This window comes from Flavobacterium agrisoli (assembly GCF_016522065.1).
Lineage (GTDB): Bacteria > Bacteroidota > Bacteroidia > Flavobacteriales > Flavobacteriaceae > Flavobacterium > Flavobacterium agrisoli.
The window spans coordinates 684,094-703,522 of the sequence record NZ_JAEHFV010000001.1 but is presented as its reverse complement, the minus strand read 5'-3'; the positions used below and the strand labels follow the sequence as shown (position 1 = coordinate 703,522).

Sequence of the window (19,429 nt, the reverse complement as noted above, 5' to 3'; positions counted from 1 at the left end):
AAACAAAAAACTCCGAATATTTTCTATTTCGGAGTTTTTTGTTTTAGACTAGTCCATTTAATTTGGCATGTTGTAATAAAATAATGGTTTTGGCATCGCAAATTTCACCAGTTCCAATCATTTGAAAGGCTTGCTCGAAAGGAAGTTCTAATACTTCAATATGCTCTTGTTCTTCGTCTAATCCGCCTCCTTCGTGTACTTTCATGCTATCATCGTATTCACCGGTAAACAAATATAAAATTTCGGTTACCGCTCCAGGTGACATGTAGGTTTGGAATACTTTTTCCACTTTTTTTAATCGATATCCGGTTTCTTCTTCCGTTTCTCGTATGATGCATGCTTCAGGGTTATCTTTATCTAATAAACCTGCGCAAACTTCAATCATCATGCCGTTATTATTACCATTTAGGTAGGTCGGTAATCGAAATTGACGTGTTAAAATAACTGTTTTTTTGGTCGAATTATAAAGTAAAATAGCGGCTCCATTTCCTCGATCGTAAACCTCTCGAACATGAACTTCTTGTTTTTCGTTTTGATTGTAATTAAAAGTGACTTTGTTTAATACATACCAATTATCCGAAAGGAGTTCGGTTTTGGTAATTTTTATTTCTGGATTATTCATTTGTTTAGTTGCTTTTTTTGAATAAAAAAAAACGCCCATAAGAGCGTTTTAGTTGTTATTATTTTAAGATTGTTTGCTTTCGGTCTGGACCAACCGAAACAATTTTAATAGGCACTTCTAATTCTTTTTCAATGAATTCGATGTATTCTTTTAATTCAACAGGTAATTGCTCATAAGTAGTCATTCCGGTTAAATCTTGTTTCCACCCTTTGAATTCTTTGTAAATTGGTGTTACATTTTCTTCTTCGATATTATAAGGGAAATGCGAAATTGGAGTTCCTTTGTAATTGTATTCGGTACAAACTTTTAGTGTTTCAAAACCAGATAAAACATCACCTTTCATCATCATCAATTGCGTTACCCCATTTACATGTACGGCATATTTAAGAGCCACTAAATCCAACCATCCACAACGTCTTTGTCTACCGGTTACCGATCCAAATTCGTTACCAACTTTAGCCATTGTAGCTCCAACTTCATCAAAAAGTTCAGTTGGGAACGGTCCGCTTCCAACACGAGTTACGTATGCTTTAAAAATTCCGTACACTTCTTTGATTTTGTTTGGTGCAATTCCTAAACCAGTACAAGCTCCAGCTGCCGTGGTGTTAGAAGAAGTTACAAAAGGGTACGTTCCAAAATCAACATCTAACAAAGAGCCTTGTGCGCCTTCGCATAAAATGGATTTTCCTGCTTTTTGAGCTTGGTGCATGTATTCTTCGCTATCAATAAAATCAAGTTTTTTTAATTCTTCTATTGCTTCGAAAAATTCTTTTTCAAGTTCGGCTAAATTATACTGAATGTTTACATCGTAAAATGCAATCATCGCTTCGTGTTTGTCGGCTAATGCACGGTATCTTTCTTTAAAATCAACCAACTCAATATCGCCAACGCGTAGACCATTTCGACCTGTTTTATCCATGTAAGTTGGTCCAATTCCTTTTAAAGTAGAACCAATTTTAGCTTTTCCTTTTGATGCTTCCGAAGCCGCATCTAATAAACGGTGCGTTGGTAAAATTAAATGTGCTTTTCTAGAAATAATTAATTTGGATTTGATGTCTAAATTGAATTTTTCTAAACCTTCAATTTCTTTTTGAAAAACTACTGGGTCAATAACTACTCCGTTACCAATAACGTTTACAGAGTTTTTATGGAAAATTCCAGAAGGAATTGTTCTTAAAACGTGTTTTATTCCGTCAAATTCTAAAGTATGACCAGCATTTGGTCCTCCTTGAAAACGTGCGATAATATCGTAATTAGAAGTTAAAACATCTACAATTTTTCCTTTTCCTTCATCTCCCCACTGCAAGCCTAGTAATAAATCTACGGTCATTCTTTTTTTTAATTTATTTTCGAGACAAGTTGGCTTGTCTGTACTGTTAGTTTATGTTGTGTTTGAATATTATTGTTGATCTTGTTTTTTAGTAGCATAGAAATACAACGAATGGTTGTTGATTTCGATGTTAAAAATTTCTTCGATGGTTTTTTTGATAGTTTGAATTCTGGGATCACAAAATTCGATAACTTCGCCAGTATCGGTCATGATAATATGGTCGTGTTGCTTATCAAAATACGATTTTTCGTAGTAAGCTTGGTTTTGACCAAATTGGTGTTTACGAACCAAAGCACAATCTAAAAGTAATTCGATTGTATTGTAAAGCGTGGCTCTGCTGACACGATAGTTTTTGTTTTTCATTTTGATGTACAAGTTTTCGATATCAAAATGCTCCTCACTATCGTAAATTTCTTGTAATATAGCGTAGCGCTCCGGCGTCTTACGGTGCCCTTTTTGCTCAAGATACATTGTAAAAACATTTTTTACAATTTCTTGATTTTTCGAATTGTCAGTTGAAATCAGTGTCATATCTGGCAAAGATAATTTATTATTTTTAATCAATAAAAGTTTCCTGTTTAAAGTTTTACGTTCAAAATCAGAATTAAAACTTAAAAATTAATTGCTGTAAACCCGTGTTACTTTGTCGACACCATCAATTTTTTTAATATTTTGAATCATTTTCTTTAAAATACTGTTATTTCTCACAATAACCGAAACTTGTCCGTGAAAAATGCCCGCATCGGTACTCAAAGATATACTTTGAATATTCACGTTCATGTTGTTAGATATCACTTTTGTAAGTTGATTTGTTAAACCTAAAACATCCATTCCGGTAATGTTGATGGTGGCTTTAAATTCTTCTTGCGAAGAATCAATCCATTTGGCCGACATAATGCGATAAGCATAATTGGATTGCATACCGATGGCGTTAGGACAATCTTTTTTATGTACTTTAATTCCTTCGTTAACGGTAAGAAAACCAAAAACATCATCGCCAGGAATAGGGTTGCAGCAAGGCGAAAGTTTGTAGTCTAATTTGTCGTGCTCTGTCCCAAAAACTAGCATGTCGTAATTGCTATTGATTTCGGGTTTATGAATATCCGCATCGGCCGTTTGTGGCGTTCTTTTGATTTTATTTTTGAAGAAATTAAAAAACGTATTGTTTTTTTGCGAAGCGTAATCCTTTAACTTTTGGTTGTCGATGGATCCCATACCCACACGATAAAATAAATCCAAACTGGTTTTTAATTTGAAAAAATTAACCAATTCGTTAATAACCTGTTCGTTAACGGTTATTTTGAGGTGTTTTAATTTACGTTTTAAAAGTTCTTTTCCGTCTTCGGCAATGCGTTTGGTGTTTTCATTTAGCACATTTTTGATTTTAGTTCTAGCTCTCGAAGTTGTTACATATTCCAACCAGTTGGCTGTTGGTTTTTGATATTGCGAAGTGATTACTTCCACCTGGTCACCACTTCTAAGTTCGTGGTTTAAGGGTACCAATTTACCATTTACGCGAGTTCCGAGGGTTTTGATCCCAATTTCGGAGTGAATGCTAAAAGCAAAATCTAAAGAAGTGGCTCCTTTGGGCAATGATTTTATTTCTCCTTTTGGCGTAAAAACAAAGATTTCTTTTGAATATAAATTCATTTTAAAATCTTCAACAAAATCAACCGCATTGGTTTCGGCATTTTCTAAAGCTTCTCGAAGTAAATTGAGCCAAACATCAAGTCCGCTTTCTTCGGTAGCACCGTTTTTATATTTGTAATGCGCCGCGTAACCTTTTTCGGCAATTTCATCCATACGCTCGCTTCGCACCTGAATTTCGACCCAACGCCCTTTTGGCCCCATGACGGTAATATGCAAAGCTTCGTATCCGGTTGATTTGGGTGATGAAATCCAATCGCGTAATCGGCTAGGGCTAGGACGATAATGGTCGGTAACAATCGAATAGATTTTCCAAGCCAGAAATTTTTCGTCGTGGGCATTCGATTTGTATACGATTCGCAAGGCAAATTTGTCGTACACTTCATCAAAACTTACATTTTGCGCTCGCATTTTTCGACGAATCGAATAAATGGATTTGGGTCTGCCTTTTATGATGTAATCAATATTTTCCTCGTCTAACGATTTTTTAAGTACTTCCGAAATGGTAGCAATATAAGCATCTTGCTCTTCTTTGGTTTCTCTAATTTTGCTAACAATATCATTATACACTTCGGGTTCGGTGTATTTTAAACCCAAATCCTCGAGTTTGGTTTTGATATTATACAAACCCAAACGATGTGCTAAAGGCGCATAAATATACAAGGTTTCCGAAGCAATTTTTGTCTGTTTGTAATCAACCATCGACTCCATAGTTTGCATGTTGTGCAAACGGTCGGCCAATTTGATTAAAATTACGCGCACATCATCATTCAGCGTCAAAATCATTTTTCTGAAATTTTCGGCTTGTAAAGAGGCGTTTAAATCTTTTTGAACTTTTGAAATTTTGGTAAGACCATCTACCAATTGCGCAACTTTTGAATTGAATAAGCGTTCAATATCTTCTACCGTAATAGGTGTATCTTCTACTACATCATGCAACAAAGCGGCTGCAATAGAGGTAGCGCCTAATCCAATTTCGGAAGCCACAATTTTAGCGACTGCGATAGGATGAAAAATATAGGCTTCGCCCGATTTTCGACGTTGGTCTTTGTGTGCTTCTACAGCAACATCAAATGCTTTCCGAATTAACTTTTTGTCTTCTTCAGTTAAGGTTTGGTAACTAATCCGAAGTAACTCTTTGTATTCTTGGGCAATCGCTTTGTTTTCTTTTTCAATTTCTAACTCAGTCATAATTTTGTGGGATCTTCTTTACTCTAAAAGTACGCAATAGCCCACAAATATACAATAGTTTAAAGTGCTTTGACGGTTTTTGTAAGTGGTAAAAACGTTGTCAAAACTAACTAATGGCAAAATTTTGTTAGAAATATTAAAGGATATTAAAAACCACGTTGGCGTTTGGCTTCAAAAATTAAAATAGCCGCAGCGACGGAAACATTCATGCTGTCAATTTCACCTTGCATCGGGATGATGATATTTTGTTTAGCAGCCTCTCGCCATTCCTCGGTTAAACCAGTAGCTTCGGTTCCCACTACAAGTGCAGTAGGTGAGGTGAAATCTTGTGTGTGATAGGAAGTTGAATTTTGTAAAGTAGCCGCATAAAACTGAATGTTTTTTTCTTTTAGAAAAGCAATAATTTCGGAAGTAGATCCTGTAGCAATTTGACGTGTAAACAAACAGCCCACGCTAGAACGCACAATATTTGGATTGTACAAATCACTTTTTGGATTGGCAATAATCACCGCATCTAAATTGGCTGCATCGGCTGTACGTAATAAGGCTCCGATATTTCCGGGTTTTTCGGGTGCTTCGGCAACTAAAATGAGTGGGTTTTTAGATAACTTTAGATCCGAAAGCTGTAGGGACTTACTTTTTGCAACAGCTAAAATTCCTTCGGTCGTATCGCGATAAGCGAGTTTTTGGTATATTTCTTTTGTAATTTCAATACGATTTAAAGATTGAAAATCAGAAATAGAAAACGATTTTTCGATTAATTCAGGAACAAACAAGATGCATTCCAATTCATATCCGCCTTTTAAAGCAATTTCAATTTCTCGTTGTCCTTCAATTAAAAAAGTACCCGTTTGCTTGCGCGCTTTGGCTTTTTCTTGTAAGAGTACTAACGATTTGATAAACGGATTTTGAACAGATGTAATTTGTTTCATTTGGTAGTAGTGTCAAAGCAACAAATGTAGGAAGTTTTTTTGAAAAAGGAGAAGCAATTAAAAGCTTGTAAGTCAGTTTTTGGTTTCCTTTTTAATCATAAAAAAACCTCGCTTATACGCATAAACGAGGTGTTGAACTTTGTAATAAAAAATATTATCGTTTTAGATGCTCCTTCATTTCTTCTTCTAGATTATCGTAACGGTCTTTTAGCTCGTCAGAAATTTTATTAGGTAAGTCATGAATTTTTTTCAGTTTTATAGCTAAATAAATGCTAAACACACCACTTGTCACTAAAGCTAAACCGGTCCAAAAAACAATGGTCATTCCTGCAAAAACAGGATTCCATAAGAGTAAAAATGAAAATACAATTCCTAAAATTCCTAAAATCAATAAATTATTAGCGTCTTTTATACCGTAATTTTTCAAATCAATAGCATAACTTACTGCTGCAATGGAACGGAATAAAACTAAAAAACCAATGTATAAAGGCAAAGTAACTATAGAAATTTCAGGACGGTTTATTAACAGTAATCCAACTAAAAAAGTAAATATTCCAAAAGTTAAGGTCCAACCCCAATTATCGAGTTCTTTTCGGTTGGATATGGCAAAAATAATTTCGGCACCACCTCCAAACAAAAACGAAAGACTAAAAAATAGCGAAAGAGCTAAATAGGAGGCTAGGGGCGACATAAAAGTATAAATACCAACGGCAATAAAAATAATGCCAACAATTAAAGGCACATACCAATACTTAACTGAATTTTTTACTTTTTTGAAAAAATTACTCATAACAATATCATTTTAAATTTTTGCCTACTCTATTAGGTTTTCGGCTCGTCCTAGAAATTTTTATTTTATAGTAACCAATTTAGGTTGCTTTGTATCTAATTTTTGGAAAATCAAAACAGATTATTTTGACTTGTTTCTTTTTAAAGAAAACCACACGAATGTAAGAAAATAATTCCTAATTATTGGTTTGTTTATATTATTGTTTTTGAGTTTTTTTTGGTTTAATCTATTGATTATGATGTGATTTATTTATAGTGAGTTAATTCATTTAATGAATCCTTTTTCAATTCTCTTGTAATAGAATAAGATTACTTTTTTTGAATCATTTCACTTATCATAATTATAAAATTCCTCGTGCTTTTATTTCGAGGTATTTGTTGATAGAGTCAATAGTTAAATTTTCGGGTTGGGTAAGAAGAGAATGGATACCGTATTTTTTGAGCTCGGCCACAATTAATCGCTTTTCAAAAATGAATTTCTCTGCAATTATTTTATCGTAAATTTCTTGAACTGTTTCACTTTTTTTATAAATAATATTATCGAGTTCGGTATTGGTGAAAAATACCACGATTAGCAAATGGCTTTTGGCAATGGCTTTTAAATAAGGAAGTTGGCGATGCAAACCATCCATCGTTTCAAAATTGGTATATAAAATAAGCAAACTTCTTTGGTTGATGTTTTTTTTGATATCGGCATACAATCGACTGTAATCGCTTTCAAAAAAGTTGGTTTTTACATTGTATAAGGTCTCCAAAATGAGTTGCATCTGTGAGCCCCTTTTATCGGCCACAACTCTGTTTTCGACTTTTTTAGAGAAGGTAAAAAGTCCCGCTTTGTCGTGTTTTTTCAAAATTACGTTGGATAAAACCAAACTCGCATTAATGGCATAATCCAGCAAACTAAGTCCGTTAAAAGGCATTTTCATTACCCTTCCTTTATCAATCATCATGTACACCGACTGCGATTTTTCGTCTTGAAATTGATTAATCATCAAGCTGTTTTTCTTCGCGGTGGCTTTCCAATTGAGAGTTCTAATATCGTCGCCGGGAACGTATTCTTTGATTTGTTCAAATTCCATCGTATGTCCAATGCGACGAATTTTTTTTATTCCGTATTGAAACAAATGATTGGAAAAAGCCATCAAATCATACTTGCGTAACTGAATATACGAAGGATAAGTTGGAACCATTGCTTCGTTTCCAAAAGTATAACGCTTGGCAATAAGTTGCAGTGGCGAAGAAACATACAGGTTTAAATTACCAAAAAAGTATTCGCCTCGTTGGGTAGGGCGGAGTTCATACTGAATTTCATCTTTGCTTGACGATTTTATGCGGCGGTTAATCTTGAAATTTCGGATTTGAAATTGAAACGGAATTTCATCTATAATTCGAACCTGAACTGGAAATGTATAAAGGTTTTCAATATGAATTTCAATAGTATTCAAATCGCCATTGGATAGCTTTTCCGGCGTAATTCGTTGCGCTTCAATTCCAGTTTTATTCGTATACAAAATCAGTATATCGAGCGATAAAAAACCAAATAAAATCAGTACCAAAAACCAAACAGCCGTGTATAAATTCGGAAAAATAAAGGCGCATACAAATAATCCTATAATGCCCAAAAGCAAATAGAAAAATAGGTTGTTAAGGTACAGACTTTTTAGGGTTTTCATTTTTGTAATTTATTCAAATTTGATGTTTTATCTTGTGTCTTCTGTCTTGTGTCTTCTGTCTTGTGTCTTTTTTCTATTCTCTTTTTTCTATTTTCTTTTTTTTTACCTCGGAATTTCTACTGTTTCCAAAATTTGTTTGATAATTTGTTGGCTGTTAATCCCTTCCATTTCGCGTTCGGGTGTTACAATTACACGGTGTTGTAATACGGGAACCGCGGCCTCTTTAATGTCTTCGGGGGTTACAAAATCACGACCTCGAATTGCAGCAAAACCCTTGGCAGCATTTAAAATAGCAATAGAGGCGCGGGGAGAAGCACCTAAATATAAAAAGGCATTTTCGCGTGTATTTACTACAATTCGGGCAATGTATTCCAACAAGTTTTGTTCTACAATTATGGATTTAACCAAGTTTTGGTATTGGATGATTTCGGTAGCAGAAAGTAAACTTTTAATGTTTTCGAGTTTACCGTGATTTTGCAAAGCATGCTCTCTTTGAATAATAGCAATTTCCTCATCTAATTTAGGATAATCAATATTTATTTTGAATAAAAAACGATCCAATTGCGCTTCGGGCAAACGATAAGTTCCCTCTTGTTCTACCGGATTTTGCGTCGCTATGACCAAAAAAGGAGCCTCTAAAATATATTGATGACCATCAATGGTAATTTGGCGTTCTTCCATTACTTCAAACAAGGCTGCTTGCGTTTTGGCTGGCGCACGGTTTATTTCGTCAATCAAAACTAAATTTGAAAAAATAGGTCCTTTTTTAAATTCAAATTCAGAATTTTTTACATTAAAAACAGAAGTTCCTAATATGTCCGAAGGCATCAAATCGGGTGTAAATTGGATTCGACTAAAATCAATATGTAATGTTTTGGCTAATAATTTTGCCGTGATGGTTTTGGCCACACCAGGAACTCCTTCTAATAAAATATGACCGTTGGATAAAATGGCAACTAATAATTGATCAATCATTTTGGTTTGCCCTACAATAACCGTTGCCAATTCTTCTTTTATAGCATTAACGTGCTGCAAAAGAGGTTGTAAATCAAGACGATTTTGAAAATTAAAATCGGAACTAGGATTTTCTAAAGCGTTGTTTTCTTCCATTTTTGGGTTGTTTTTTATAAAATTATTTTCTCGATAGCATTGTTGATTTTGATCAAATCCGATTCAACGCTTCCATGATTCTTTTTTCTGAATTGGGTAATTAAGCTGATAACCGCTTGAATATCGGATTCGCTTTTACCTGATTTTTGATGTAATTTTTGAACAAAATCGTCATCTAACTTTTGAGTATCGATTAAATATTGGTTTCTGATTTTTTCTAAAAAATAAATAATCTTTTTTTCGATGATATTATCGTGGTCGCCTTCTTGGTAATACAAATTCCCGATGGTTTTCGTAAAATCAACCGTTGAATTGGTCAGCGGAGAAATAATCGGAACCACTCGTTGTTTTCGTTTGGCATTAAAAAACATAAAAATTATAATTCCAATTAAACTAAAATACCAAGCCCACTTAAGCGACGGTTGACTTAAAACATAGCGCAAAGGCGAATTGGAAATGGCTTCTTCCGGATTTGATTTTAAAAACCAATACAGGTTTCCTTCTGGGATGTAACTCACCACTTTTTCGGCATATTGATAGTGATTGTTTTTGAGTAAATGAAAGTTGGTAAAGGCCGCGGGTTGTAAGTGCAGAATAAATTGACCGCTTCTAAATTTTGTTCGAATAAAATTAACATGCGTTGTATCCGATTCTAAAAATCCCAAAACTTGAGTATTCATAGTGTCTATAGAAGTAAAAAAAGAAGTGTTTAAATCTTCTTCCAACTGGTATTTTTGTGTGCCTAAATTTGGATTAAAAACCCCATTATACGTTTTATTGACATAATCAAAATAAGCGTCGGTTTCAACATTCAAACTATCCGAAAAAATTTGAGGAAAATTGGTAGCACTAATAAAGGCAGTATTTCCGTGACTTACAAAATAAAAAATTTCTTTCCACGATTCGGCATCTATCGGAATGTTTTTTCCAATAGACATCACGGTTCCGGTTATTTTGTATTTACCTAAGATGGTATCGGGCACAAATTGACTGTCTAAAAATTCGTATGGTGTTTTGGTAATTTTAAAAATAGAATCGTTTTTTAAAATCTTTTTTGACTCGTGATCAAAAACATACAAACCAAACGGAATTTTATCGTTTACGTTATAAGTCGGGCGCCAATCAATTGGTTTTGGTCGGTTGTAATCAATTACCAAAATAGCTAGGAGAATAACAACCAATAGGGCAATATATATTTTTATGGTTTTATTCATTGCTAAAAGTGCTTAGTGCTTTTTTAAAACGATTTTCGGCTGTTTGAAAAGTAGTTTCGTTAATGTCAAATTCGCCGTACCAAATATAATTGTATAAGTAGGATAAATAGGCAAACTCTTCTTTATGCTTGGGCAGTTGTAATTCGGCCAAATAATCTGAATTGGTTTTTTCGATATCCCATTTAATAAAATAATGTTGCGCCATGGTTTTTAAAAGCCATAAGTAATAGTACCGAATAATGAGCCTCTTTTGGCCATTTTGACGACTAGTTTGAATTAATTTTTCAAAATCGACTAAATGAATATTTTTTTCAAGATCCGAATAGTGTATGTTTTTTTTATGCGAATCTTTTCCGAAAATCCATTGTCCTTCTTTGTTAATGATAGCTTTTACAATCCTGTAAATTACAAAAAGAACTATGGCTGCAGCTAGGATTTTGAGTATTATTCCCGTTAATTCCGAGGAAGAAGCTTTGTTGCCAACGCCAAATAATTTTTCTAATAATTGATTAATCCAATCTACAAATCGGTCCCAAGTATTTTTTTCGTTGGTAAGGGGATCGTATTTAAAATCGCGTTCCGTATAATTCGATTTGAAATTTTTATCGAACGTTTTTTTTGCAATTGTAGCGGTATCAACCTGAATTTTAAGTGTATCTAAACTTTCTTGTGCTTTTACCACAAAAGACGCAAATAGAAAAAAGATGAAATAAAGAAATTTATTCATCGTGCGTTCCTATTAAATCAATATCCTGTAATAAGGTCACGCCCGTATTTTCTTCGCATAAACTGTAATACATAATACCTTGATTGATTAAAATCAGGTTATTAGAAAAATAACTAAATAAAATACCTAAAATCATGATAACGGTTGCAAAAAGTCCCAAAGAAGTCATCGGATTTCCGTCTTGTGTTGCGACCGAATTGTTTGCCGACGTGAAAAAATAGACCATTCCAATGAAATACGGAATCATTGTGATGATACCTTGAATGATTTGAATGAGAATTAAAACCACCATTGTTGTTCCAGTAACAGCCCAAAATTTTTGTTTTACCATGTTAAAACCAATTCGCAAGGATTCAAAAAAGCTTGTTTTTTCAGATAAATACGAATAAAAGCTAAAGTTGATCCAAGCCAATGAAGCGGGAATAGCGACTAATAATAAAGGCAATCCGATAAGAATGAAAATCATTACAAACAATAAAATGAAAAGTAACATTAGCAACGGAAAAACCAAAAAAAGCATACCTAAGAAAAACAATAAAATTCTTCCTGTATTTTGAATGAGTTGCGAAATTATTTCTTTGCTACTAAAATTGATCGTTTGATTTTCGGACAAAAAGCGCAAGTACAAAACTGGAAAAGCAAAATTAAGTAGCGAAATAATGACGATTAGTACTATAAAAAATACCAACGAACCAATGAATAATCCCGCATTCGAATCAAAATATTGAATAAAATAATTAGAGTTTGAGGTTCCTATTGAAGAAAAAAGCACTTCGAAATATACTTTAATAAGGAAGTAGAGCAAGAATGAAAGAATCAATAAAAAACCGCCGTTTATGAGCAAATAATTCTTAAAATAATGCCCCCCGAATTGCTTGAAAAACGAAATGGTATCCGAAATATAATCACTAAAATTTCTTTTTTTATAAAGTTGAAACATGGGCTTTGGTTAGTTTTTTATGAACAATTTGAGGGAAAATTAAATAATAAAAAGAAATGCAACCTAAGGTGATTAAAATGATTGCAGTGCTTAGCCAAATAGGCATGTCAACCGAATAACGGGTAATAAAACCTTCTAAAAATCCGGCCGAAAAAGTAAACGGTAACGTACTCAAAAATATCTTAAAACTGTTTTTAAATCCAATTTTAAACGAATTGAATCGGCTGTATGTTTTGGGGAATAAAATGGAGGCGCCCAAAATAAAACCGGCTGCGGTTTCAATAACGATAGCAAAAATTTCCATAGAACCGTGAATCCAAATCCCGCGAACACTTTGCCAAAATACGTTTTCTTGATAAAAAAAATACTGAAAAGCACCCAACATAATTCCGTTTTGCAAAGCCACAAAAAAAGTGCCTATTCCCGCAAAAATGCCATACAAATAACATCGAGCCCCCACATAAATATTGTTAGTTGTAATTCCGATAAAACTTCCCCAATTGCTTCCGGAGCCATAAACAGCGACTGGATTTCCTTCTTTAATGTTTTCTAAGGTCATATTTACATAAGCATCACTCAGAATCAATCGAACAAAATTTTGATCAAACTTTGCCGAAACCACTCCAATTCCAACCGTGGCAAAAAATAAAATGAAAGCATATAAAAGGTACCTTTTGTACTCATACAACAATAGCGGGACTTCGATAGAAAAAAAGTGAACCAACTGGTTTTTTTCGGTACGCTTGGTTTTGTAAATTTTTTGGTAAATCTGAGAGGCCAAATAATTCAGATAAACAACTGTTTTGCTTTTTGGATAATACGTTTGTGCATAAGCCAAATCATTCATCATTTGAATGTATAAATTGGCCAATTCATCAGGATTTTTTTTAGCTTTACCAAAAATAGCAAGCTCAAAGGCAAGCCATTTTTCTTTGTTTTGTTTTATGAAGGCAACTTCTCTCATTGGAGCTAAAATATAAAATATGTCAGAATTATCTATAACGACAACACAAAATGTAGTAATTAATTTTAAAGCTGCCACGGTAGGCGAGCGTTTACTGGCTTATTTCATTGATTTAATTATTAAAATAGCCTATGTCATCGTGATAGCAACCGTGTTTTTTTATGTGTTCGATTTCCCTAAAATGTTTCAGTCGATGGACCAATGGTCTATTGCAGCTATCGTTTTTTTGTTGTCCTTTCCACTAATTGTTTATACCATTACTCTGGAATCAATTTTTGAAGGACAAACAATGGGAAAAAAATGGACTAAAATTAAAGTGGTTAAATTAGATGGTTATCAAGCGGGCTTTGGCGACTATGTAATGCGCTGGTTTTTTAGAATTGTAGATATCAGCATTATGAATGGCATTGTGGCAATTGTAAGTATTATTACGAGTAAAAACAGCCAACGTTTGGGCGATATGGTGGCCGGAACAGCCGTAATTTCGCTAAAAAGCACCATCGATATCAATCATACTATTTTAGAAGAAATTGGTAATGAATACGTTCCGACTTATCCTTTGGTTATCAAATTATCCGATAACGATGTCCGTATCATTAAAGAAACGTTTGCCCAAGCGCAACTGAAACATGATTTTGAAACCATCGAAAAATTAGTAGCTAAAATTGAATCGGTAACCGGTATCAAAAACCAAACTGAGGGTAAGGCCGAATTTTTGCGAATTGTTTTAAAAGATTATAATTTTTATACCCAAAATATGTAAACCCTACATGACCGTTTTTACCCTTATAGAACAAATAGGAACTATTGCTTTTGCCATGTCTGGAGCGCTTACGGCTATGAATAAAAAATTAGATCCGTTTGGTGTTTTTATCATTGCTTTTGTAACTGCGGTTGGTGGCGGAACACTTCGGGATATTTTAATTGGAGTGGCACCAGTTACTTGGATGTTGGATATTAAATACGTTTACTTAATTGGTATTGCCTTTTTCTTGTCGATTGTTTTTCGAAATAAATTTGATAAACTTCGAACTTCGTTGTTTTTATTTGATACAATTGGTTTGGGAATTTTTAGTATTATCGGATTTGAAAAAGGGATTGAAGTCAATTTGAGTCCGATAATTTGTATTGCTTTAGGTACAATGACAGCTTGTTTTGGAGGTGTTATCCGAGATATTTTATGTAACGATATTCCGGTAATTTTTCATAAAGAAATTTACGCAACAGTATGTATATTTGGCGGAATTATTTTTTTTGCCTTGAAATTTTTTGAATTTGCTAACGATTTAATTTACGTTATTACAGCAGTAGTTATAATTTTAATACGCTTGTTAGCCGTTCGATTGCAATGGAAATTACCACCTATAGTACCACACAACTAGTGAAACAATTTACAGTTCGAAAATACCAAGATGCCGATTTTATACTTTGGAATGATTTTATAGCCAAAGCCAAAAATGCTACGTTTTTGTTTCATCGTGATTTTATGGAATACCACAAAGATCGTTTTGAAGATTATTCGCTGTTGGTTTTTGAAGGAGAGAAATTAGTCGCGCTTTTACCAGCCAATAAAGTTGGTAATACAGTTTTTTCACATCAAGGTTTGACTTACGGAGGCTTGATTTTGCAGCCAAGTTGTAAATTAAAAAGCATCATTCAGATTTTTAAAAATATTTTGAATTTTTTAAATCAGCAGGATATTTCGAGTTTGTATTTAAAGCAAATTCCTTCCATATATTGCAGTTATCCGTCGGACGAAATCAATTATTTGATGTCTGTTTTGCAAGGAAAAACGGTTATGAAGCATAATGTTTCGGTAATAGATTTGAGACGAAAAATTTTAATTTCAAAATCGAGAAAAGAATGCATTCGACGTGGACAAAAACTCGGTTTGCAAATTAAAGAAGAAACCCAAATCGATGCATTTTGGAATACGCTTTTAATTCCAAATTTACGGGATAAATACCAATCAAAACCAGTTCATTCAGCAGCCGAAATAAAAAAGCTTATGCAATTATTCCCAGCTAATATTCGGCATTTTAATGTCTACCATCAAAACGAATTAGTTTGCGGAACCACTTTGTTTATAACACCTTTTGTAGCAAAACCGCAGTATATTTCGGGTAGTGATAAAAACAATCTTTTAGGAAGTTTGGACTATTTATATGATTATTTAATTCATGAAATAGCTAAAGAAAAAGACTTTTTTGATTTTGGTCCTTCGCATGAAAATAACGGTTTGCAAATAGTAGAAAATATTAATTTTTGGAAAGAAAGTTTTGGAGCGCATTCTTTGGTTCAAGATTTTTATGAAGTACCAACAGTCCATTTTAATCGTTTAGACCGCATTTTGATATGATTAAATTTCTCGACTTAAAAAAAATAAATGCTCCTTATGAAATCGAATTTCAGAATAAACTGAAATCGGTTTTAGAAAAGGGTTGGTATATTTTAGGAGATGAAGTAAAAACATTTGAAAAAGCTTTTGCTACCTTTTGTGATGCCAACTATTGCATTGGTGTTGGAAATGGTTTTGATGCTTTGGTATTAGTATTTAAAGCTTACATTCAACTCGGAAAATTGCAAAAAGGAGACGAGGTCATAGTACCCGCTAATACGTATATCGCCAGTATTTTAGCCATTGTTGAAGCTGGTTTAATTCCGATACTGGTAGAGCCAAAGTTAGAAACGTATAATATAAATCCAGATTTAATTTTAGAAAAGATTACTTCAAAAACAAAAGCAATTCTGGCGGTTCATTTATACGGTCAATTAGCTGAAATGGATGAAATTCATAAAATTGCACTTCAAAATAATTTAGTTGTTGTTGAAGATGCTGCGCAAGCTCACGGCGCTACAATGCACAACTCACAACTCACAACCCATAATTCAGCAGTTGCTTATAGTTTTTATCCCGGAAAAAATTTAGGTGCTTTAGGTGATGGTGGAGCAGTGGTTACAAATGATTCTAATTTAGCTGAAACCATTCAAATACTTCGGAATTATGGTTCTGAAATTAAATACCACAATCAATATAAAGGGGTAAACTCGCGTTTAGATGAATTACAAGCGGCATTTTTAAATTGTAAATTACCTGACCTAAATACAGATAATCAAAAGCGAAGAGCAATTGCAACACGCTATCTTTCTGAAATAAAAAACAAAAAAATCGAGCTTCCTTTTTGGGATTTTTCCGAAAATCATGTTTTTCATTTGTTTGTTATTCGTACTTCAAATCGAAGCGATTTACAAAAGTATTTAGCCGAAAATGGTATTGAAACCATGGTTCATTATCCAATTCCGCCTCACAAACAAAAAGCTTTTTTAAATTGGAATGATTTGTCTTTTCCTATCACCGAGAAAATACACAATGAAGTTTTAAGTTTGCCGATGAGTCCTGTATTGACTAAAGACGAGGTGAGTTTTGTAATTGAGGTTTTAAACAACTATTGAATGAGACTAAATAATAAGATTAAACAATTTTTCTTTGTTGTTTTAAGGGTGAAAAAATATCAGTTTTTATCTAACTGTGAAAGAGTTAGCGGGAATCCGATATTATATCATCCTTTACTAAAAGTAGGACAAGGGCAAATTTTTTTTGGATCAAATGTACAGATGGGTGTTCGCTATGCGCCAAACTATTATTCTCATTATTCATTTATGGAAGTACAGAATAAAAATAGCGAGATTCATATTGGTAATAATGTGGCTATAAGTAATGCTTTTTCGATAGAATGTATGACTAAAGTTAGTATTGAAGACAATGTGTTGATAGGTCATAATTGTTCTTTGTTAGATAACGATGGACATGATCTGAATATTGATAAGAGGAGAAATGGTGTTGTAAAGTCGGAGCCAATACATATTTGTCAGAACGTTTTTTTAGGTTCCAATGTAACTGTTCTTAAAGGTGTTACCATTGGAGAAAATTCGATTATAGGTAATGGTTCTATTGTTACTACCAATATTCCAAGAAATGTAATTGCTTGTGGAAATCCAGCAAAAGTAGTACGGGAATTATGATTTTTAATAAAATTAAGGATAATAAACTTTTAAAAGTTTTGTCAGTCAACTCTTTATCGGTTGCAACTAGTTTTATTTTAGGGATGGCATCTACAAAGATTATTTCTTTTGTTTTAGGAACATCCGGAATGGCAATTTTAGGGAGTTTTAGAAACTTCACTTCTATGCTTAAATCCATTACAACTTTAGGAATGAATACTTCATTAATTAAGTTGTATGTAGAAAACAAAAATAATAAAAATGAGCTTTCGGTTATTTTATCTACTTTTTTCTGGTTTTTTCTAATTATAGCATTAGTGGTGGGTTTTTTAACACTCGTATTTGCAGAATTTATTTCCGATTTTATATTCTTTAATTTAAATTTTGTACTTCCTATCCGTGTTTTTAGTTTGCTTTTACCTGTTATTGTATTAAATGTTTTTTGGTTAACAATTTACAACGGACTAGAAAAAATTAATAGAATTGTAGCGATTCAAATAATTTCAAATATCTTCATTTTCTGCGTTACTGCTATTTTGGTTTGGAATAAAAATATTAAAGGCGGATTGTATGCTCTTGTTTTAGGAGAATTATTGATGTTTATAGTTACGTTTATTTTTGTAAAGAAAGATAAAGATTATTTTACGTTTGAACTTAAAAAGAAAATTAATAGTAAGTACCTGAAGATTATTATTAATTTTTCATTTATGGCTTTTTTGAGCGCTTGTATAGTTCCTTTAACACTCATTTTGATCCGTAATTATATTGTAAAAATGCATTCTGTAAACGATGCTGGTCTATGGGATGCAACAACCAAACTATCTTCTTTTTATATGTCTATTTTTAGTTCAGGGTTGGCATATTATTATGTGCCTAAGCTGACATCCTTAAAAAGCAATTCAGAATTTAAAACCGAATTAAAAACGTATTTCCAGATTTTTGTTCCTTTATTTGCTATGATGTTACTAATTATTTATTTGTTTAGGGGTTTTATTTTGAATCTTGTTTTTACTGATGAATTTCTAAAAATAAAGGAAGTATTAATTTGGCAATTATTGGGGGATTTGGTGCGGGTTATGACTTTGGCTTTTGGATATCAAATTTTAGTAAAATCCAGATTTAAGGATTATTTCATTATCGAAATATTATTTAATGCGTCCTATTTAATCATATCGTATTTTTTTGTTAAAAATTATTCTTATCAAGGAGCGCTTCAATCTTATTTTTATGCTAACTTAATTACATTAATTGTAATACTTTTTATGTTTAGGGAATTGTTTATAAGTAAGATTGGCACAAATAATTAGCCCAATTTGGTTGCTAAATATAAGATATTACTGATAAAACTACCTTTGTTTTGAATCGATTAACTGTTAAAGATAATATTGAAAATACATTGGTTAAAGCGTTTTTAAGCCAAGTCTTAATCGCAGGTAGCAATTTTTAAGCATTACAAGATAGTTTTGGGTGCGAAAAGAGTTGCGTATTTCAATATTAACTCTTGGAATTAATATCTTATGTTCGCTTTTGTTTCTGTTGAGTTTATATGCTTTTCGTAAAATGATGTAGGTAGAATTACTGTTTTTATTTTTTTTGAGATAAAATGAGGCATGTAAGGAGTTAGGCGTTATTCTTTTTTGAACTAAAACGGCATCAATATATTCGATATTATATGCTCTTGAAGCACGAATCCAATAATCAAAATCTTCATACGATAATGTGGTATCATAGCCATTGAGTGCATCAAAAACTGACTTTTTGTACATAGAGGAAACAGAACATAAAACGGTTTCACTGCTAATTACTTTTGAATAAATATCTCCAGAAGGTCGTGAAATCTTGGATTTTAAGTGTTCATCCACTTCAAAATAATAGGAGAAGTGATTTCCGTCCTCGGTTATGTTTTCAGCATTTCCGTAGACCATTGCAAGGTTGGTGAATTTACTTGTTTTAAATGTATTTAGTTGTATTTCAATACAATTGGGTAGTAAAATATCATCAGCAGCGAGGTCTATAAAATACTCCCCTGTAACATATTGCAAGGCATTGGTTACAGATTGTGTTAAACCAATGTTTTTTTTGTTTTTGATAAATATAATTTCTGGAAAATTTAAGATAAAATTTTCTATTACTTCAACAGAATTATCTGAACTAAAATCATCAATAACAATTAATTGGATGTTGTCGTGAGATTGATTCAGGACAGATTCAATACTTTTACAAACATATTCTGCATGATTGTAGCAGGAGCATAATACAGTTACGATAGTAGTAGAATGAGGCATTAA

The 19,429-nt window shown here is 32.9% G+C and carries 19 protein-coding genes; 6 read left to right on the top strand and 13 right to left on the bottom strand.

Annotation, left to right across the window (positions count from 1 at the left end):
• Window positions 1–43: 43 nt before the first annotated feature.
• The 12 genes from nudK to I5M07_RS02850 all read right to left on the bottom strand — a co-directional run bounded on the left by nudK (window position 44) and on the right by I5M07_RS02850 (window position 13,139).
• On the bottom strand, window positions 44–622 hold the full coding sequence (nudK, locus tag I5M07_RS02905; RefSeq protein WP_200104687.1) for a GDP-mannose pyrophosphatase NudK: 579 nt from the start codon (window positions 620–622) through the stop codon (window positions 44–46).
• Between the two features lie 58 nt (window positions 623–680).
• Window positions 681–1,952 carry an adenylosuccinate synthase gene (locus I5M07_RS02900; protein WP_200104686.1) on the bottom strand — a complete coding sequence of 424 codons (1,272 nt, stop codon included), beginning with the start codon at window positions 1,950–1,952 and terminating at the stop codon, window positions 681–683.
• Between the two features lie 69 nt (window positions 1,953–2,021).
• Window positions 2,022–2,483, bottom strand: coding sequence for a Fur family transcriptional regulator (locus I5M07_RS02895; RefSeq protein WP_200104685.1), 462 nt, complete (start codon window positions 2,481–2,483; stop codon window positions 2,022–2,024).
• Between the two features lie 87 nt (window positions 2,484–2,570).
• Entirely contained in the window at window positions 2,571–4,790 is a 2,220-nt protein-coding gene (locus I5M07_RS02890; RefSeq protein WP_200104684.1) for a RelA/SpoT family protein, read from the bottom strand.
• A gap of 146 nt (window positions 4,791–4,936) precedes the next feature.
• The gene (locus I5M07_RS02885) at window positions 4,937–5,722 is read right to left on the bottom strand and encodes a TrmH family RNA methyltransferase (RefSeq protein WP_200104683.1); all 786 of its coding nucleotides are present in this window, start codon (window positions 5,720–5,722) and stop codon (window positions 4,937–4,939) included.
• Window positions 5,723–5,876: 154 nt separating this feature from the next.
• Window positions 5,877–6,512 (bottom strand): HdeD family acid-resistance protein, encoded by a 636-nt coding sequence (locus tag I5M07_RS02880; RefSeq protein ID WP_200104682.1) that lies wholly within the window; start codon window positions 6,510–6,512, stop codon window positions 5,877–5,879.
• 340 nt (window positions 6,513–6,852) lie between these two features.
• Window positions 6,853–8,184: a DUF58 domain-containing protein gene (locus I5M07_RS02875; RefSeq protein ID WP_200104681.1), complete on the bottom strand. Its 1,332-nt coding sequence runs from the start codon at window positions 8,182–8,184 to the stop codon at window positions 6,853–6,855.
• Window positions 8,185–8,286: 102 nt separating this feature from the next.
• Window positions 8,287–9,294 carry an AAA family ATPase gene (locus I5M07_RS02870; protein WP_200104680.1) on the bottom strand — a complete coding sequence of 336 codons (1,008 nt, stop codon included), beginning with the start codon at window positions 9,292–9,294 and terminating at the stop codon, window positions 8,287–8,289.
• A gap of 14 nt (window positions 9,295–9,308) precedes the next feature.
• The gene (locus I5M07_RS02865) at window positions 9,309–10,508 is read right to left on the bottom strand and encodes a DUF4350 domain-containing protein (protein WP_200104679.1); all 1,200 of its coding nucleotides are present in this window, start codon (window positions 10,506–10,508) and stop codon (window positions 9,309–9,311) included.
• A complete protein-coding gene (locus tag I5M07_RS02860) occupies window positions 10,501–11,235 on the bottom strand; it encodes a DUF4129 domain-containing protein (RefSeq protein WP_200104678.1) in 735 nt (244 codons plus the stop codon). Before I5M07_RS02860 ends, I5M07_RS02865 begins: the two co-directional genes overlap by 8 nt.
• Window positions 11,228–12,175 carry a hypothetical protein gene (locus tag I5M07_RS02855; RefSeq protein WP_200104677.1) on the bottom strand — a complete coding sequence of 316 codons (948 nt, stop codon included), beginning with the start codon at window positions 12,173–12,175 and terminating at the stop codon, window positions 11,228–11,230. The genes I5M07_RS02860 and I5M07_RS02855 overlap by 8 nt, the downstream gene beginning before the upstream one ends.
• Entirely contained in the window at window positions 12,159–13,139 is a 981-nt protein-coding gene (locus tag I5M07_RS02850) for a stage II sporulation protein M (RefSeq protein ID WP_200104676.1), read from the bottom strand. The genes I5M07_RS02855 and I5M07_RS02850 overlap by 17 nt, the downstream gene beginning before the upstream one ends.
• A gap of 19 nt (window positions 13,140–13,158) precedes the next feature.
• Here I5M07_RS02850 and I5M07_RS02845 point away from each other — a divergent pair, with 19 nt between their 5' ends.
• The 6 genes from I5M07_RS02845 to I5M07_RS02820 all read left to right on the top strand — a co-directional run bounded on the left by I5M07_RS02845 (window position 13,159) and on the right by I5M07_RS02820 (window position 18,448).
• The gene (locus tag I5M07_RS02845; protein WP_200104675.1) at window positions 13,159–13,902 is read left to right on the top strand and encodes an RDD family protein; all 744 of its coding nucleotides are present in this window, start codon (window positions 13,159–13,161) and stop codon (window positions 13,900–13,902) included.
• A 7-nt stretch (window positions 13,903–13,909) separates the two neighbouring features.
• Window positions 13,910–14,521 carry a trimeric intracellular cation channel family protein gene (locus tag I5M07_RS02840; protein ID WP_200104674.1) on the top strand — a complete coding sequence of 204 codons (612 nt, stop codon included), beginning with the start codon at window positions 13,910–13,912 and terminating at the stop codon, window positions 14,519–14,521.
• Window positions 14,488–15,498 carry a GNAT family N-acetyltransferase gene (locus tag I5M07_RS02835; protein WP_233621921.1) on the top strand — a complete coding sequence of 337 codons (1,011 nt, stop codon included), beginning with the start codon at window positions 14,488–14,490 and terminating at the stop codon, window positions 15,496–15,498. The genes I5M07_RS02840 and I5M07_RS02835 overlap by 34 nt, the downstream gene beginning before the upstream one ends.
• Entirely contained in the window at window positions 15,495–16,592 is a 1,098-nt protein-coding gene (locus I5M07_RS02830) for a DegT/DnrJ/EryC1/StrS family aminotransferase (RefSeq protein ID WP_200104673.1), read from the top strand. Before I5M07_RS02835 ends, I5M07_RS02830 begins: the two co-directional genes overlap by 4 nt.
• Before the next feature lie 207 nt (window positions 16,593–16,799).
• Window positions 16,800–17,162 (top strand): acyltransferase, encoded by a 363-nt coding sequence (locus I5M07_RS02825; RefSeq protein WP_200104672.1) that lies wholly within the window; start codon window positions 16,800–16,802, stop codon window positions 17,160–17,162.
• Window positions 17,159–18,448, top strand: a complete 1,290-nt coding sequence (locus I5M07_RS02820; RefSeq protein ID WP_200104671.1) for an O-antigen translocase — start codon at window positions 17,159–17,161, stop codon at window positions 18,446–18,448. The genes I5M07_RS02825 and I5M07_RS02820 overlap by 4 nt, the downstream gene beginning before the upstream one ends.
• Window positions 18,449–18,541: 93 nt before the next feature.
• Here the strand turns inward: I5M07_RS02820 and I5M07_RS02815 are convergent, their stop codons facing one another.
• Window positions 18,542–19,426: a glycosyltransferase family 2 protein gene (locus I5M07_RS02815; RefSeq protein WP_200104670.1), complete on the bottom strand. Its 885-nt coding sequence runs from the start codon at window positions 19,424–19,426 to the stop codon at window positions 18,542–18,544.
• Window positions 19,427–19,429 lie beyond the last annotated feature (3 nt).